At 71.1% G+C, this 17130-nt stretch carries 16 protein-coding genes and 1 tRNA gene; 12 read left to right on the top strand and 5 right to left on the bottom strand.

Going from position 1 to position 17130, the window contains the following annotated elements:
* The first annotated feature begins 6 nt into the window (after positions 1-6).
* The 8 genes from ACFHWY_RS11880 to ACFHWY_RS11845 all read left to right on the top strand — a co-directional run bounded on the left by ACFHWY_RS11880 (position 7) and on the right by ACFHWY_RS11845 (position 8389).
* Entirely contained in the window at positions 7-432 is a 426-nt protein-coding gene (locus ACFHWY_RS11880) for an HIT family protein (RefSeq protein ID WP_416580209.1), read from the top strand.
* A gap of 117 nt (positions 433-549) precedes the next feature.
* Entirely contained in the window at positions 550-1212 is a 663-nt protein-coding gene (msrA, locus tag ACFHWY_RS11875; protein WP_416580208.1) for a peptide-methionine (S)-S-oxide reductase MsrA, read from the top strand.
* Entirely contained in the window at positions 1190-1594 is a 405-nt protein-coding gene (locus tag ACFHWY_RS11870; protein WP_416580207.1) for a hypothetical protein, read from the top strand. Before msrA ends, ACFHWY_RS11870 begins: the two co-directional genes overlap by 23 nt.
* Before the next feature lie 153 nt (positions 1595-1747).
* Positions 1748-3532, top strand: a complete 1785-nt coding sequence (locus tag ACFHWY_RS11865; RefSeq protein ID WP_416580206.1) for an N-acetylglutaminylglutamine amidotransferase — start codon at positions 1748-1750, stop codon at positions 3530-3532.
* 2 nt (positions 3533-3534) lie between these two features.
* Positions 3535-5430, top strand: coding sequence for an N-acetylglutaminylglutamine synthetase (ngg, locus tag ACFHWY_RS11860; RefSeq protein ID WP_416580205.1), 1896 nt, complete (start codon positions 3535-3537; stop codon positions 5428-5430).
* Positions 5427-6620, top strand: a complete 1194-nt coding sequence (locus ACFHWY_RS11855) for an osmoprotectant NAGGN system M42 family peptidase (RefSeq protein WP_416580204.1) — start codon at positions 5427-5429, stop codon at positions 6618-6620. Before ngg ends, ACFHWY_RS11855 begins: the two co-directional genes overlap by 4 nt.
* A gap of 333 nt (positions 6621-6953) precedes the next feature.
* Positions 6954-7883, top strand: a complete 930-nt coding sequence (locus tag ACFHWY_RS11850) for a ribonuclease Z (protein WP_416580203.1) — start codon at positions 6954-6956, stop codon at positions 7881-7883.
* A complete protein-coding gene (locus tag ACFHWY_RS11845; RefSeq protein ID WP_416580202.1) occupies positions 7880-8389 on the top strand; it encodes a GNAT family N-acetyltransferase in 510 nt (169 codons plus the stop codon). The genes ACFHWY_RS11850 and ACFHWY_RS11845 overlap by 4 nt, the downstream gene beginning before the upstream one ends.
* Before the next feature lie 46 nt (positions 8390-8435).
* Here the strand turns inward: ACFHWY_RS11845 and ACFHWY_RS11840 are convergent, their stop codons facing one another.
* Together ACFHWY_RS11840 and ACFHWY_RS11835 are read right to left on the bottom strand one after the other, a co-directional pair.
* Entirely contained in the window at positions 8436-9806 is a 1371-nt protein-coding gene (locus tag ACFHWY_RS11840; RefSeq protein ID WP_416580201.1) for a cystathionine beta-synthase, read from the bottom strand.
* Positions 9807-9891: 85 nt separating this feature from the next.
* Positions 9892-10248, bottom strand: a complete 357-nt coding sequence (locus ACFHWY_RS11835; RefSeq protein WP_416580200.1) for a YkvA family protein — start codon at positions 10246-10248, stop codon at positions 9892-9894.
* 141 nt (positions 10249-10389) lie between these two features.
* Between ACFHWY_RS11835 and ACFHWY_RS11830 the strand changes: the two genes are divergently transcribed.
* From ACFHWY_RS11830 to ACFHWY_RS11820, 3 genes are all read left to right on the top strand, one after another.
* Entirely contained in the window at positions 10390-11442 is a 1053-nt protein-coding gene (locus ACFHWY_RS11830; RefSeq protein ID WP_416580199.1) for an SGNH/GDSL hydrolase family protein, read from the top strand.
* 64 nt (positions 11443-11506) lie between these two features.
* Entirely contained in the window at positions 11507-12310 is an 804-nt protein-coding gene (locus ACFHWY_RS11825; protein ID WP_416580198.1) for an SGNH/GDSL hydrolase family protein, read from the top strand.
* A 101-nt stretch (positions 12311-12411) separates the two neighbouring features.
* Positions 12412-13671, top strand: coding sequence for an acetyl-CoA C-acetyltransferase (locus ACFHWY_RS11820; RefSeq protein ID WP_416580197.1), 1260 nt, complete (start codon positions 12412-12414; stop codon positions 13669-13671).
* Between the two features lie 6 nt (positions 13672-13677).
* On the opposite strand, the gene ACFHWY_RS11815 is transcribed toward ACFHWY_RS11820, so the two are convergent.
* The 3 genes from ACFHWY_RS11815 to ACFHWY_RS11805 form a co-directional block, all read right to left on the bottom strand.
* Positions 13678-13998: a hypothetical protein gene (locus tag ACFHWY_RS11815; protein ID WP_416580196.1), complete on the bottom strand. Its 321-nt coding sequence runs from the start codon at positions 13996-13998 to the stop codon at positions 13678-13680.
* Positions 13999-14081: 83 nt separating this feature from the next.
* On the bottom strand, positions 14082-14930 hold the full coding sequence (locus ACFHWY_RS11810) for a Bax inhibitor-1/YccA family membrane protein (RefSeq protein ID WP_416580195.1): 849 nt from the start codon (positions 14928-14930) through the stop codon (positions 14082-14084).
* 134 nt (positions 14931-15064) lie between these two features.
* Positions 15065-15148: transfer RNA gene (locus tag ACFHWY_RS11805), tRNA-Leu, on the bottom strand.
* Between the two features lie 102 nt (positions 15149-15250).
* Between ACFHWY_RS11805 and ACFHWY_RS11800 the strand changes: the two genes are divergently transcribed.
* Complete coding sequence (locus ACFHWY_RS11800) at positions 15251-17128, top strand: hypothetical protein (protein WP_416580194.1); 1878 nt, start codon at positions 15251-15253, stop codon at positions 17126-17128.
* Positions 17129-17130: the final 2 nt, after the last annotated feature.

The raw sequence follows: 17130 nt of genomic DNA, 5'->3' as shown, positions 1-17130 counted from the left end.
GGCCCGGTGGCGGGATGCGTGTTCTGTGGGATCGTGGCGGGCGAGGTGCCGGCGTTCCGGGTGACCGACGAGCCCGACGGGGTGGCGTTCCTGGACACCCGGCCGGTGTTCAAGGGGCACGTGCTGGTGGTGCCCCGCGCCCACCTGGTCACCCTCGCCGAGCTGCCACCGGCGTCGCTGCCCGGCTACTTCGGGCTGGTCCGCCGGCTCGCGGTCGCGGTCGAGGGCGGCCTGGGCGCGGGCGGCACGTTCGTGGCGATGAACAACCGGGTGTCCCAGTCGGTGCCGCACCTGCACACCCATGTGGTGCCCCGGACGAAGGGTGACGGCCTGCGCGGGTTCTTCTGGCCACGTACCCGTTACGCCGACGACGCCGAGGCCGCCTCCTACGCCCAGCGCGTCCACACGGCCCTGTCCCCGGATGCCGACTGATCCGCCGGCGCTCCGGCGGGCGTTGGCGCCGGGACCGGGCCTGAGCGGAGGAGGGGCGGGTAAGGAAGTGGAGTCCGCCGGTGTTGCACGCGGAGAAGGTACGAAAGGAGCTCCACCGTGTTCCTCCGCCGCATGAAGGCCGAGATGATCTCCCCCGACCGGGCCCTGCCCGGCCGTCCGATCGCGATGCCGGTGGCCGACCGGCACGAGGTGCTCGGCACCCCGCTACAGGGACCGTTCCCCGAGGGCTCCCAGGTCGCCGTCTTCGGCATGGGTTGTTTCTGGGGCGCCGAGCGACTGTTCTGGACCCTGCCCGGCGTGTTCACCACCTCAGTCGGGTACGCCGGTGGTTTCACCCCGCACCCGACCTACGAGGAGGTCTGCTCCGGGATGACCGGGCACACCGAGGCGGTCGAGGTGGTCTACGACCCCACGAAGATCAGCTACGAGGATCTACTCAAGGTCTTCTGGGAGAACCACGACCCGACCCAGGGCATGCGCCAGGGCAACGACGTCGGCACCCAGTACCGGTCGACGATCTACACCACGACCGACGAGCAGCTCGCCACCGCGCAGGCTTCCCGTGACGCGTTCGCGCCGATCGTGGCCCGCGCCGGGAAGGGCGAGATCACCACGGAGATCGGTCGGCTCGGTGACTACTACCTGGCCGAGGACCACCACCAGCAATACCTGGCACCGACCAAGAACCCGGGCGGCTACTGCAATCACGGCCCGAACGGGCTGAGCTGCCCGGTCGGTGTCGCCCGGACCGCTGGCTGAGCAGATCGTGACGACGACCGGAGGCCGGCTCGCTCGGGTGGCCCGCCGGCGACTGACATACCCCGAGATCGGCGCGGGCCTCGACACGTTCCGGCACGCCGGTGCGGCACTCGACTACTGGGCGGTTCGGCGACCCCGCGACATTTTTACCCGATATCGGCGCACAGTCATAGAACGCACTGTGGCCCTCTTCCGTGATGACAGCAATGCACGCGGGACTTCGACGCAGCCCTGTGTTCGGCAGGGGCTCCGCCTGTTCAACTCTTGTATATGGCGGGAAGCAGCAGAACTGCTCGTCATCACCCCCGAAGCGCTGCTGCGGGCCGAAACGGTTCGCCACATACTGCGGCATCCGTCACATCGCGAGCGGGCTGCCGACTAGGACAAAGGCATACAAACTGGCGTGAAGCACACTGGCTTTGACGCGGTTATGTCACCCGGTCGACCGAAAGGGCGCGGATTCTAGCAATCCTGTTACACGACCGTCATAGCCTCAACAGGCCAATCGCAACATCCTCTGGCAGCATGGGCTCACATGTGCGGACTGGCTGGAGAGTTCCGACGGGACGCGACGCGTGCCGACGTCGCCGTGGTGGAGCGGATGGCCGCCACGATGTGCGACCGAGGGCCTGACGGCAGCGGGGTGTGGTCGCAGGGCCCGACCGCCCTCGGCCACCGACGACTGAAGATCATTGACCTGTCGGCCGCGAGCGGCCAACCGATCGTCGACTCCGCCGCCGGCCTGGCCGGCGTCTTCAACGGCTGCATCTACAACTACCGCGAGCTGCGCGCCGAGTTGCAGGCCAAAGGCCACCACTTCTTCTCAAGCGGAGACAGCGAGGTCGTCGTCAAGGCGTACGCCGAGTGGGGGCTCGACTTCGTCGACCACCTGGTCGGCATGTTCGCCGTGGCGATCAGCGAACGGGACTCCGGTCGCCTGGTGCTCGCCCGGGACCGGCTCGGCATCAAGCCGCTCTACCTCGCCGAGTCCTCCGGCGTGGTGCGCTTCGCCAGCACCCTGCCCGCCCTGGTGGCCGGCGGCGGGGTGGACACCACGATAGATTCGGTCGCGCTGGCCCACTACCTCAGCTTCCACAGCATCGTGCCGCCGCCACGCACCATCCTGCGTGGCGTGAGCAAGCTTCCCCCGGCCACCGTCCGGGTCTACGAGGCCGACGGCCGCAGCCACGAGCGGGTCTACTGGGACCCGCCGTTCCTGCGCCGGCCCGAGCACGACGGCTGGTCCGAGCGGGACTGGCAGGACGCGCTGCACGAGTCGCTGACCACCGCCGTACGCCGCCGGATGGTCGCTGATGTGCCGGTCGGCGTACTGCTCTCCGGCGGGCTCGACTCCAGTCTGGTGGTCGCGCTGCTCGCCGGTGAGGGGCAACGTGGTCTCTCCACCTTCTCCATCGGCTTCGACGCCGTCGGCGGCCGGGAGGGCGACGAGTTCCGCTACTCCGACGTGGTCGCCAAGACCTTCGACACCGACCACCACCAGATCCGGGTCGCCGCGCAGGATCTGGTCCCGCCGCTGGAAGCCGCCGTGGCGTCGATGAGCGAACCCATGGTCAGCCACGACTGCGTCGCGTTCTACCTGCTCAGCCAGGAGGTTTCGCGGCACGTCAAGGTGGTCCAGTCCGGCCAGGGCGCCGACGAGATCCTGGGTGGCTACCACTGGTATCCGCCACTGGCGCAGGTCGGCCGGGAGCAGGCCCTCGACACGTACGCGCGGGCCTTCTTCGACCGGGACGGCGCCGGTCTGGCCCGGGCGCTGAACCCCGACTGGCTCACCGACGGCGATCCGGCGCGGGAGTTCGTCGCCGCCCACCTGGCGCGGTCCGGCGCGCAGACCGCGATCGACGCCGGCCTGCGCATCGACACGCAGATCATGCTGACCGACGACCCGGTCAAGCGGGTCGACAACATGACCATGGCGCACGGGCTGGAGGCCCGGGTGCCCTTCCTGGACCACGAGTTCGTGGAGCTGGCCGCCGCCTGCCCGCCGGAGCTGAAGCTGGCGCAGGGCGGCAAGGGAGTACTCAAGGACATCGGCCGACGAGTGCTGCCACACGAGGTCATCGACCGGCCGAAGGGCTACTTCCCCGTGCCGGGCCTCACCCATCTGGAGGGCAAGCTCCTCGACCGGGTACGCGACGCGCTGTCCGCACCCGAGGCCCGCCGCCGCGACCTGTTCCGCACCGATTACGTCAACGCCCTGCTCGACGCCCCAAACGCCGAACTGACCCCGTTGAACGGAAACAAGCTGTGGCAACTCGGACTCCTGGAAATGTGGCTCCAGAGCCACGGAATCGACTGACCGTGACCGACACTCTGGCCACCGGCGTCGCCCGGACCGACCGGAGTCGGGGCGCGGGACGGCGGTACGAGCGGGTCGGGCCGGGAGGTGATCCGATCGCCACGGGCGGCAACGCCGACCCGACCGACGACGAACGTCCGGGTGCCGGCGCGGACGTCATCCTCGACTGCGGCTGGGGGCGGCTCGTCTTCGGCCAGACCTTCACCGACCAGTCCGCGGTCGCCGACGTGCTGCGCTCCGAGGCGGCCGGTGCCCGGGACATCTGCATCTACCTCCGCGACCCGCACGTGCTGGTCTCCCGGCTTCCCGACGAGCTGTTCATCGACCCGTCGCTGACCTTCCGGTTGCCGCTGAGCGACAACCGGTTAGGTCCCCGCCCGCCCGCCGGGACCACCGAGGAGGCCGGCACGGCCCACACGCCGTCGCCTATCGGCGACCGGGCCGAGCTGCCCGGGGTACGCATCCGTCGGCTGCGCGACGCCGCCGACGCGGACGCGGTCAACCGGATCTACGCGGCCAACGGCATGGTCACCGCCCCGGTCGACGTGCTGGTCGCCAACGCCGCCACCGACCGCTTCCTGCACCTGGTCGCGGAGGCCACCACCGGCGAAATCGTGGGCACCATCACCGGCGTCGACCACGTCGCGGTCTTCGACGACCCGGACAACGGGGCCAGCCTCTGGTGCCTGACCGTCGACTTCAACCAGGCCCCACCCGGCACCGGGCAGGCGTTGATCACCGAGCTGGTCGCCCGACTGGTCGCCCGTGGCCGGGCGTACGTCGACCTGTCCGTACTCGCCGAGAACGCCGGGGCGATCCGGCTCTACGAACGGCTCGGCTTCTACCGCACCGCCACGCTCTGTGTGAAGCGGAAGAATCCGATCAACGAACGGCTCTTCCTGCCGGCCATGCCGATCGGCTACGACGGGCTCAACCCGTACGCGAGGATCGTCGCCGACGAGGCGATGCGGCGGGGCATCCGGGTCGAGGTCACCGACCCGGAGTGGGGTGAGCTGCGGCTGACCAGCGGAGGCCGGACGATCCTCACCCGGGAGTCACTCTCGGAGCTGACCTCGGCGGTGGCGATGAGCCGCTGCGACGACAAGCGGGTGACCCGGCGGATCCTCGCCGAGGCGGGCCTGTCGGTGCCGCGCGGACGCACCGCAGCCGGCGCCGCAGCCGACGCGGAGTTCCTGGCCGAGGTGGGTCAGCTGGTGGTCAAGCCGACCCGGGGCGAGCAGGGCAACGGCATCACCGTGGGGGTACGCACGCCCGAGGCGCTGACCACCGCCGTCGAGCTGGCCGCCCGGTTCTGCCCGGAGGTGCTGCTGGAGGAGCTGTGCACCGGTGAGGACCTGCGGGTCATCATGATCGACCACGAGGTGGCGGCCGCCGCGGTTCGCCGACCGGCATCGATCACCGGCGACGGCGTGCACGACGTCGCCGAACTGATCGACCGGCAGAGCCGCCGCCGGGCCGCCGCCACCGGCGGCGAGTCCCGCATTCCGCTGGACGAGATGACCCGGGACGTGGTCACCGAAGCCGGCTACGAGTTGCACGACGTGCTGCCCGAGGGGCAGGTGCTGGCGGTCCGGCGCACCGCGAACCTGCACACCGGCGGCACCATCCACGACGTCACGGGGGAGCTGCACCCGGTGGTCGCCGAGGCGTGCGTGGCCGCCAGCCGCGCCATCGACATCCCGGTCACCGGTCTCGACCTGCTCGTTCCGGCACCGGACCGGCCCGGGCACGTCTTCATCGAGGCCAACGAGCGGCCCGGGCTGGCCAACCACGAGCCGCAGCCCACCGCCGAACGCTTCGTCGACCTACTCTTCCCTGGGACTCGGGCACCGCAACGGCTCTGGACCCCGGCGGGTGCGGCACCATCTGGGGCATGACCGCACGCAAGACCACTCCACTCCCCATCGACCTGGACTATCTACGCCAGGTCCTGATGGAACTGCTCCACATCCCGAGCCCGTCGGGACGGACCGACCACGTTCAGCAGTACGTGGGCGAGCGCCTCTCGGCGCTCGGCATCCCGTCGACGCTGACCCGCCGCGGGGCGCTAAGCGCCTGCCTGCCCGGCCCCCGGGAGACCGGCGCGGACCGGGCCATCGTGGTACACACCGACACCATCGGCGGGATGGTGAAGCGGCTGAAGGAGAACGGCCGGCTGGAGTTGAAACCGATCGGCACCCACAGCGCCCGATTCGCCGAGGGTGCCCACGTACGGATCTTCACCGACGACCTGGAACGGGTGGTCACCGGCCAGATTCTGCCGCTCAAGGCCAGCGGCCACCGCTACAACGACGGCGTCGACCTCCAGGGCTTCGGCTGGGAGCAGGTAGAGGTCCGCGTCGACGAGCCGGTGGAGGACATCTCCGGGCTGCGGGCTCTCGGCATCGACGCGGGCGACTTCGTCGCGTTCCTGCCCAACCCGACGGTCACCTCCAGCGGGTACGTCAAGTCCCGCCACCTGGACGACAAGGCCGGCGTGGCCGCGGTGCTCAGCGCCTTGAAGGCAATGGTCGAGGCCGGGGTGAAGCCGGCGGTCACCGCACATCTGCTGGTCACCGTAACCGAGGAGATCGGCCATGGCGCCTCCCATGGTCTAGACCCGGACGTCGCCGAGATCGTCTCGGTGGACGCGGCGGTGGTCGCCCCCGGGCAGCAGTCCCGGGAGCACTCCGCCACCCTGGCCATGGGCGACGGGGTCGGACCGTTCGACTACCACCTCACCCGGAACCTGGCGGCGATCGCCCGGGAACACGACGTGGATCTCGTCCGGGACGTCTTCGACTACTACCGCTCGGACGTGGCGGCGGCGGTGGAGGCGGGTGCGCACGCCCGGGTGGCGCTGCTCGGCTTCGGCGTCGACGCCACCCACGGCCACGAGCGCACCCACCTGGACGGGCTGCAGCAGCTGGCCCGACTGCTCTGCCTCTACCTCCAGAGCGACCTGGTGTTCCCCGAATGGGACGCCGAGCCGGAGGGCGACCTGGCCGACTTCCCGTCGCTGTCGGTGCAGCCGGCCAACGCGGGGGGCCCTCGCGAAGGCCCGATAGGGATCGTCCGGCCGTCCTGAGCGGGCTGTCGCCGGCGCACCGACCAGATCGGCACCGGATGTGATCGAAATCCGTTGCCGGGGGGCCTGGCGCTGGATAACGTGGCCCTACACGGGAAAGGAGGTGGTCCAGACTTGTATAGCAATCGGACTCGTGAGGTGGCTGTCCGCTAGCCGCTGTCCTCGACAGTGATCCGACCCTCCTGGGGCGGGCAGTAAGAATTCGTCGAGACCGTGTGGCAGCGGTGCGGCGAAACCACGACAGCCACCCGGCCCCCGGGGTGCCGACCCAGTCCAGTCGGCCCGCGTCAGCGCGGAATCCCCGGGGGTCGCTTCATACCCACCGGAGGCGGCGTGTCAATGCGCGAGCTGGTGGTTCTCGGCACGGCCAGCCAGACCCCGACCCGGGCCCGCAACCACAACGGGTACGCGCTGCGTTGGGACGACGAGGTGATCCTCTTCGACCCGGGCGAGGGCAGCCAGCGGCAACTGCTGCACACCGGCGTCACCGCCAGCGACCTGACCCGGATCTGCGTCACCCACTTCCACGGCGACCACTGCCTCGGTCTGCCCGGCATCATCCAGCGACTCTCCCTGGACCGGGTGGCACACCCGGTGACGGTGCACTTTCCTGCCGAGGGCACCGACTACTTCGCCCGGCTGCGGCACGCCAGATCCTTCCACGAGACCGCCGAACTGGCCGTCGAACCGGTCAGGGCGGACGGGCAGCGGATCGGGCTGCGCAGCGGCACACTGGAGGCCCGCCGGCTGCGGCACCCCATCGCCACGTACGGCTATCGGCTGGTGGAGCCGGACGGCTACCGGATGATGCCGGAGAAGCTGGCCGGGTACGGCATCGCCGGGCCGGCGGTCGGCGAGTTGCAGCGCGTCGGCCACCTCGATCTCGACGGGCGTCGTGTCACCCGGGAGGAGGTGAGCGTGCCGCGTCCGGGGCAGCGGTTCGCCTTCGTGATGGACACCGGCCTCTGCGACGGGGTGTACGCGCTGGCCGAGCAGGCCGACCTGCTGGTGATCGAGTCAACGTTCCTGGAGTCCGAGGCCGCGCTCGCCGCCGAGGTCGGGCACCTCACCGCCGGGCAGGCCGCGCGGGTGGCCACCGAGTCGGGGGTACGCCGGCTGGTGCTCAGCCACTTCTCCCAGCGGTACCACGACCCGGCCCGCTTCGCCGACGAGGCCCGCGCCCACTTCGACGGCGACCTGGTGATCGCCGTGGACCTGGCCACCGTGCAGGTTCCACCACGGCGGGTACCCTCGGTCGAGTGACCGTCACGCTCCGTGCCGCGAACGGCGACGACCTGATGGCGGTAGGACAGCTCCACCAGCGGTCGAGAGTCGCGGCGTACTCGCCGTTCCTGCCGGTAGAGTCGCTGGCGGACCCGACGCCGGATGCGATGGGCCGGTACTGGGCCGAGCGGTGGTCCTGGGAGCAGGCCGACCACCTGATGACGGTGGCCGAGCGGGACGGCGTGCTGGTTGGCTTCAGCTACGTCGGCCCGGACGATGAGGGTGACCCGGCGACCGGGCTGCTCAACGCCATCCACCTGGAACCAGCTGAGCGAGGCCGGGGCGTCGGCCGGGCATTGATGATCGACGCGCTGGCCAGCATGCGTGCGCGGGGCCGGTGGCGCGCCGTTCTCTGGGTGCTGCGGGACAACGCTTCCGCCCGCCGCTTCTACGAAAGCGGCGGCTGGCTGCCGACCGGCATCGAGCGGGACGAACACGTCGGCACAGCCCGCACCCCCCAGCTCCGCTACGCCCGTCAGCTGTGAAGGAAGGCCCCTGCCGTGCATGAGGCGTCGACAGGGGCCTTCCTTCTCAGCGGGCGCCGAGGTTGGCGAGCAGGTCCTGGCGGGTGAGCACGCCCTTGGGCTTGCCGTCGATCAACACCAGTGCGGCATCGGACTTCGCCAGCAGCTCGACCGCCTCGCTGACCGGCTGGCCGCCACCGATCATGGGCAGCGGCGGCACCATGTGCCGCTCGATCGTGTCGTGCAGCTGGGCCTGCCCGGTGAAGAGCGCGTCGAGCAGGTCCTTCTCCGCGATCGAGCCGGCCACCTCGCCGGTGACCACGGGTGGCTCAGCCTTGAGTACCGGCAGCTGCGAGACGCCGTACTCGCGCATGTAGTCGATGGCGTCGCGGACCGTCTCGGTGGGGTGCACGTGCACCAACTCGGGCAGCCCGCCCTGCTTGGCACCGAGCGCCTCCGCCACGGTCGGCTCGGAGCCGGAGTTGTCGAGGAAGCCGTAACGAGCCATCCAGGCGTCATTGAAGATCTTGGAGAGGTAACCTCGGCCACCGTCCGGCAGCAGCACCACCACGACGTCGTCCGGCTTGGCCGAGCGGGCCACCTCCAGCGCCGCCACGGCCGCCATTCCGCAGGAGCCACCGACCAGCAGCCCCTCCTCGCGAGCCAGCCGTCGGGTCATCTCGAAGGACTGCTTGTCCGACACCTCGACGATCTGGTCGGCGACGCTCCGGTCGTACGTCTCGGGCCAGAAATCCTCGCCGACCCCCTCAACGAGGTACGGGCGGCCAGTGCCACCGGAGTAGACCGAGCCCTCCGGGTCCGCACCGATGATTTTGACCGTCCCGCCCGACGCCTCCTTCAGGTACCGCCCGATGCCGGAGATCGTGCCGCCGGTGCCCACCCCGGCGACGAAGTGGGTGATCCGACCTTCGGTCTGTTTCCACAGCTCCGGGCCGGTCGTCTCGTAGTGCGAGCGCGGATTCGCCGGGTTGGCGTACTGGTTCGGCTTCCACGCGCCGGGGATCTCCCGGGCCAGCCGGTCGGAGACGTTGTAGTAGGAACGGGGGTCCTCCGGCGCGACGGCGGTCGGGCAGACCACCACCTCCGCGCCGTACGCCCGCAGCACGTCCTGCTTGTCCTGACTGACCTTGTCCGGGCAGACGAAGACACACCTGTAGCCCCTGAGCTGGGCCACCAGAGCCAGGCCGACACCCGTGTTACCGCTGGTCGGCTCGACGATGGTGCCACCTGGTCGGAGGATCCCGGCGGCCTCCGCGTCCTCCACCATGCGCAGCGCGATCCGGTCCTTCACCGACCCGCCGGGGTTGAGGTACTCCACCTTCGCCAGCACGGTCGCCTGGATGCCCTCGGCGACGTTGCGTAGCCGTACCAGGGGGGTGTTGCCGATCATCTCGACGACGTTGTCGTAGTACTGCACCTCGTTGTGCCCTTCTGCTCCGGCCCCGGCGCCGGTGGCGGGGCGGGGTTGCTCAAGGAGAATTCCCGCGCCCAGGGTACGTGGGTCAGGGCACCACCTGACCGGGGACCACGGAGCTGCGGCGCGTCTCCCACTCCAGGAACCGCTCGGTCTCGGCCAGCACCGACCCGGCCAGCCAGGTGACCATCACCGCATCGTCCAGCAGCCCGAACACCGTGAGGAACAGCTCCGGAACCGCGTCGATCGGCGAGACGATGTACGCCGTCGCCGCCGTCATCATGGCCAGTCGTAGGCCACCGTCGTACTCGCCTCGTGCGGTGGCCGCGATCATCCTGGGCAGCGCCCCGATCCGAGCACCGAGCGACGGGCCGCCGCGGGCACCGGCGGTCAGCGCCCGCCCCAGCGCCACGAAGGCCGCACCCCGCTTCAACGTCTTAGCCATCGTTGTACTCCTCTCCATCGTGCAGCGTGACGACCCGTCGCAACCCACCCCCATCCAAGTACCCCGCACGATCGATTTCCAGGCACCTGGGTGCCGTCCCGACGACAGCGGTCCGTCAGACCGACGCGCTAGTGTCGCGTCATGGGGGTCGCTGGTTCCGTCGTGTCGGGTCGTCTGCGCTGGCAGCGCGCCTGGCGGGTCGCCCGCCTGGCAGCGCTCGGCACAGGTGCCGCAGTGACGGCTGCGGCGGCGACCACCGGCGTGCTCTTCGGTCAGGCCAGGCAGGCGCGACGCACCATCCCGATGGCCGAGGCACCGCCGCCACGCTGCGACGGAACCTACGGCGCGAAGTTCCCCGGTTCCGCGATCACCATGGTCGTGCTCGGTGACTCTTCGGCCGCCGGATACGGCGTGCACCGGCGCCGGGAGACGCCCGGCGCGCTGCTGGCCACGGGATTGTCCCGGCGGCTCCAACGGCCGGTCCGATTGCACCGCTTCGCGGTGGTGGGCGCCATCTCGGCAGGGCTGCGCTTCCAGGTGGAGGCGGCCCTGGAGTGCGACCCTGACGTGGCGGTCATCCTGATCGGCGGCAACGACGTCACCAACCGCACGCCGGCCGCCCTGGCCGTGCGCTACCTCGTCGAGGGGGTCCGCGCGCTGCGTGCGTCCGGTGCCGAGGTGGTCGTGGGCACCTGTCCCGACCTGGGTGCGATTCGTCCCATCCAGCCGCCGCTGCGGTGGCTGGCCCGCCGGTGGAGCCGCCAGCTCGCCGCCGCGCAGACGGTCGCCGTGGTGTCCGCCGGCGGTTGGACGGTTTCGCTCGGTGACCTGCTTGGCCCCAGGTTCACCGCCGAGCCGGGCCGGATGTTCGCCTGGGACCGGTTCCACCCTTCCGGCGACGGCTACGCCGTGGTCGCCGCCGCACTGCTGCCCACGGTGCTCTCCGCGTTGGGGTACGGCGCCGAGCACCGGCCTTCGGAGGCACGCCCCGAGGGCGTACGGTCGTTGCCGAAGGCCGCTCAGGTAGCGGCCCGGCACCCGGGAACGGAGGTCAGCGGCACACAGGTCCACGGCAGCGAGAGCGGCCCGGCCGGCCGCTGGGCGCAACTGCGTCGGCGGGGATTCTTCGGTGTCGCCGCCACGCCGCAGTCTGCTCCCGCCGCCGACACCCCCGCAGTGGAGGGACTCACATGAGCGAGCGGATCAAGGTCCCGTCCGGGTCGCGGAGCGGCTCCGGCCCCCGGGTGAGGGCGGCGTCATGACCGGCCTGCCGACCGGTGCCCGGCTCGCCGCGCTGGCGGCCCGTACCGCCGCGGTCTCCCTGGTCGCCGGCACGGTCGGCGCTGCGGCGGTGCTCGCCGGCCAAGCCGTCGCGGCGCGCAGTCGTCGCTACGCCCAGCCGGAGATCGGGCTCGCCCTGCGCGCGACCGTCGGCCGGTCCGGCGCACCGCCGTTGCGGCTGGTGCTGCTCGGCGACTCCGCCGCCCTCGGCGTCGGGGTGGATCGCCTCGGCGACACCATCGGCGGGCAACTGGCCGAACTGCTCGCCACCGGCTCCGCCGGGCGACGCGTTCACCTGTCCAGCGTCGGTGTCTCCGGGTCCCGCTCCACCGACCTGGCCACCCAGGTGGCCCGGGCTCTGCTCGGCGTACGACCCGACATCGCGGTCATCCTGGTCGGCGCGAACGACGTCACCGACCTGCGCCGCCCCGCCGAAGCCGCCGCCTACCTGGGCGCGGCCGTGCACCGGCTGCGCCAGACCGGGGTCGAGGTCGTGGTCGGCACCTGCCCGGATCTCGGCGCCGTCCGCGCGATCGCACCGCCGCTACGGCAGATCGTCGGCTGGGCGGGCCGCCAGGTCGCCCGGGCCCAGACCGGTGCGGTGCTCGACGCCGGCGGGACGGTGGTCGACCTGGCGAACGAGACGGGACCGGTGTTCCGGGCCGACGCCGGCACCTTCTGCCGCGACGGCTACCACCCCTCCGCCGACGGATACCGGGTCTGGGCACACGCTCTGCTGCCCGCGGTGGCCGCTGCGGCGGCGGTCACTCCCCGCCGCTGACCAGTCCCCGCTCGACGGGTGCGGCCCCAACCGTGGCGGGTGACATTTCCCGGCGGCCGGAAAACTTCCGCCGCTAGTTACCATCGAGTTAACGTGGGCGCATGCCGATTGAGTCGCCGCGCGACGCCGTGATCGTCGCCACCGCCCGTTCCCCCATCGGCCGGGCCCACAAGGGGTCCCTGCGCGACCTCCGCCCGGACGACCTCGCCGCGAAGATCGTGCGGACCGCCCTGGACAAGGTCCCCCAGCTCGATCCGCAGCAGATCGACGATCTCTACCTCGGTTGCGGCCTGCCCGGCGGCGAGCAGGGCTTCAACATGGCCCGCGTGGTCGCCGTGCTGATGGGCCTCGACAGCCTGCCGGGCGCCACCCTCACCCGCTACTGCGCCTCCTCCTTGCAGACCACCCGGATGGCGATGCACGCGATCCGGGCCGGCGAGGGCGACGTCTTCGTCTCCGCCGGGGTCGAGGCCGTCTCCCGGTACGCCCGCGGCAACTCCGACGGCCTGCCCCCGGAGGCGCAGGCGCTGATCGGCCGGTGGGAGAACCCACGTTTCGCCCAGGCGCGCGAGCGGTCCAAGGCGCGCGGCGAAGCCGACGTACCGGTCTGGACCGACCCGCGCGAGAAGAACACGCTTCCGGACGTCTACCTGGCGATGGGGCAGACCGCCGAGAACCTCGCCCAGATCCACGACGTCAGCCGCGCGGACATGGACGCCTTCGGCGTACGCAGCCAGAACCTGACCGAGAAGGCGATCAACGACGGCTTTTGGGCCCGCGAGATCACCCCGGTCACCACGCCCGACGGCACAGTGGTCAGCGCCGACGACGGCCCCCGCGCCGGGGTCACCCTGGAGGCCGTCTCTGCCCTCAAGCCGGTCTTCCGCCCCGACGGCCGGATCACCGCCGGCAACTGCTGCCCGCTCAACGACGGTGCCGCCGCCGTGGTGGTGATGAGCGCTCAGCGCGCCGACGAACTGGGCATCACCCCGCTGGCCAGGATCGTCTCCACGGGTGTGACCGCCCTGTCGCCGGAGATCATGGGCCTCGGTCCGGTGGAGGCGAGCCGGCAGGCGCTGGCACGGGCCGGCATGACCATCGGCGACGTGGATCTGGTCGAGATCAACGAGGCGTTCGCCGCCCAGGTGATCCCGTCGTACCGCCAGCTCGGCATCCCGGAGGAGAAGCTGAACGTGATGGGCGGCGCGATCGCCGTCGGCCATCCCTTCGGCATGACGGGTGCCCGGATCACCGGCACGTTGCTCAACGCCCTGCAGTGGCACGACAAGACCATCGGTTTGGAGACGATGTGCGTCGGCGGCGGCCAGGGCATGGCGATGGTCGTGGAGCGCCTCAGCTGAGACCGGCTACAGCACGGCCCGGGTCGCGGCCACCTCGGCGGCGGCCCGGGTCAGCGCCCCGTCGTCCGGCCCGGCGGCGAGCAGGTCGGCCACGACCACCCGCAGCTGGTCGGGCAGAGCCAGGTCGTTGTCGAGCCGGGGTACGGTGCGGCGGGGCTCCCCCTCCGCGTCGGCGGCAAGGTTGGCGATCTCCTGCACCAGCCGGTGCACCAGGTCCGCCCGGGAGACGTTGCCGCCCGACGTGCCGGCCGCCCAGCGCGGCTGCTGCCAGTGGGCCACCTGCCGCACCAGCAACTCCACCGCCCGCCCCAACTCCTCTCCCCGCACCCCCAAACCCTACCCACCCCCAGGGGTGCAAATGACGACGGCGCCCGCCCGGGGTGGGGCGGGCGCCGGTCGGCGGTGGGCTGTCAGTCGTCGCCTTGGAAGTAGCTCAGCAGGCGCAGCATCTCGATGTAGAGCCAGATCAGGCTGACCAGGATGCCGAACGCGGCCACCCAGGAATAGCGCTGCGGCAGGCCCAGCCGGATGCCCTCCTCGACCTCGTTGAAGCTCAGCACGAAGCTCAGCGAGGCGACCACGATGCAGATCACGCTGAACCCGATGGCCAGCGCGTTAGCACCACCTTCACCATCACCACGCAGGCCGGTGTTGACGCCGACCATCGCCAGCACGAAGTTGATCAGCATGACGGCGAACAGCCCGGCCATCACCGCGATCAGACCCTTGGTGAACTTCGGCGTGGCCCGGATGACGCGCGCCTTGTAGAGCATTGTCATCACGAAGAAGACACCGAAGGTGGCGACGACCGCCTGGATGACGATGCCCGGGTAGCGCAATTCGAAAAACTTGCTGACCGCGCCGACCAGAACGCCCTCGACGAGGGCGTACGCGACCACCAGCGCCGGGTTCGCCATCCGGGAGAACGAGATGATCAGGCCGATGACCAGGCCGACGACGGCCGCGCCGATCCAGGCGGCACCGAGCAGCGCGTTGGGCACCAGCGCCCAGGCCGCCGCGGCGGTGACGCCGAGGATGGCTAGGAGCGTGACCGTCTTGACCACCACGTCGTCGATCGACATGGGGGTGACCGCCGGTGGGGCGGACGGGGAACCCGGCGCACCGGGGTAACCGGCCTGCGGCGGGTACTGCTGCGGATAGCCGGGCTGTCCGTACGGCCCGGTCGGGGCGTACCCGGCGGCACGCTCCCGCTCGGCCGCCTGGCCGAGCCGGGCGAGCACCGGGTTCGAAGTCTTCACTGTCTGGCCTCCCTCAGGGGGTCTCATTGCACGTCAACGTGCATCACAAGAGTAGACGTCCCGACCAGCCCTCGGAGATCGCCAAGCTGAGGGAAAGCTGAGAGCTGAGCCGAACCGGCACAGCGGCCGCGAGGTGGTGCCCGGGGCGGGGGTCGAACCCGCATGCCTTGCGGCAGCCGCTTTTAAGGCGGCCGTGTCTACCGTTCCACCACCCGGGCGGGTGACCACGACGCGCACGCACGCACGGTGCAGTGCCACGGTAGCGGGTTCGTCGCCACTGCGGCGTCCCCCCGTGGATCACCGCCACTATGGTCGAGGCCGTGAACAGCGCCACATCCACCGCCCCCTGCGACGACACGGTCGAGCAGACCGCCGACTCCCGACAGGTACGCCTCCCGTGGCGGTCCCGGCTGACCGACGCCGTCACCCGGCACCGCGTCGACCTGCTCGTAGGGCTGCTGTTCGTGGCGTTGGCCGGCTGGCTCACCCACGGGCTCTGGCCCGACCCGGCGGGGCGGGTGCTCGCCCTCAACCCAGAGGATCAGGTCCTCTACGAGTGGTTCCTGGCAGTCGACGCGCGAGCGGCACTGGGTGACATCGGGCTGTCCACCGACCGCCTCAACGCCCCCACGGGGGTGAACCTGATGGCCAACACGTCGATCATCGCGCTCGGCGTGCTGTTCGCGCCGGTCACCCTGCTGCTCGGAGCCCCGGTCACCTTCGCCCTGCTGGTGGCGGGCAACCTCGCCGGCACCGCGATCGCCTGGTACCTCCTCTTCAGCCGTACCCTGCGGGCTCATCGGGCGGCGGCACTGCTGGGTGGCGCGCTGTGCGGCTTCGGGCCGGGGATGCTCTCGCAGAGCAACAGCCACCTGCACATGACCGCCCAGTGGCTGCTCCCCGTCATCATCTGGCTGGTCGTCCGTACGCTCAGAGCCGCCGACCCCACCGCCGGGCGACCCGGCCCGGGCGCCGGCCGTGACCGGGCGGCCAGCGGTGAGGACAGCCCTCGGCCGGACCGCCGACGTCTACTCACCTCGGCGGTGGGGCTCGCCGCCGCCGTCTCAGCCCAGGTGTTCATCGGCGAGGAGGTGCTTTTCCTCGGCGCGCTCACCCTGTCGGTGCTGGCGGTGACGATGATCACCGTGGACCGCGACCAGGTCCGACGTGCGCTGCCCGCCTTCGTCGGTGGGATGGCGCTCGCCACCGGGCTGGCCCTGCTTGCGCTCGCCCGCCCGCTGTGGCTCCAGTTCGCCGGCCCACTGGGCGTCGCGGACGGCATGTTCAGCCCGCACTACTTCTCGGCCGACCTGCGCAGCTGGTGGGCGATCTCGCCGCTGAGCCTCGTCGGGAACGACCACTCGGCCGAGCTGACCACCGGCCCCGCCGAGTACAACACCTTCCTCGGCTGGCCGCTGCTGCTGGTCACCGCCGGCTGCGTGTTCTGGCTGGGCCGGCGCCCGCTCGTGCTGGCCTGTGTCGTCGGCATCCTGGTGATGGCCGGGCTCTCGCTCGGACCCGAGGTGGTCTTCGATCGGGAAACAACCGGCATACCCGGGCCCTACGCGCTGTTGTCGGACCTTCCCGTGGTGGACGGCGCGCTGCCGATGCGGTTCGCCCTGGCTGTGCCGCCACTGGTGGCGACGATCCTGGTGCTGGCGTTGGATCGGGCACTACGGGCCGGCGGCCGGTCGCGGCGGCTGGCGCTGACGGCCGTCGCAGTGGCCCTACTGCCACTGATCCCGACGCCGCTGCCGACCGCACACCGTCCCCCTGTGCCGGAGTTCATCACGGCCGGCCACTGGCGGACGTGCGTCGAGCCGGGCGGCGTACTGGTGCCGGTGCCGCTGGCGACACCGAAGGAGCCATGGCCGATGCGTTGGGCGACCGCCGCGGACGCCGGATTCGCCATGCCGGAAGGCTTCTTCATCGGCCCGCACGACCGGGGCGGCAGCGCCGTGATGGGTGTCGCCCCACGACCCACCTCCACGCTGCTGGCCGGGGTGGCCAAGACCGGCCTACGGCCGGTCGTCGGCGAGGATCAGCGCCGCCGCGCCGCCGCGGACATCACGTACTGGGACGCCTCGTGTGTGGTCCTGGCGGACGCCACACCACACGCCGACAGCCTGCGCCTGACGCTCGAGTCGCTCTACGGCCCGTCGGCGCGGATCGCCGACGCCTGGATCTGGCGCGTCTGAGG

Source organism: Micromonospora sp. LOL_024, from assembly GCF_048060415.1.
Taxonomy (GTDB): Bacteria; Actinomycetota; Actinomycetes; order Mycobacteriales; family Micromonosporaceae; genus Micromonospora.
This window is presented reverse-complemented; position numbering and strand designations above follow the sequence as displayed.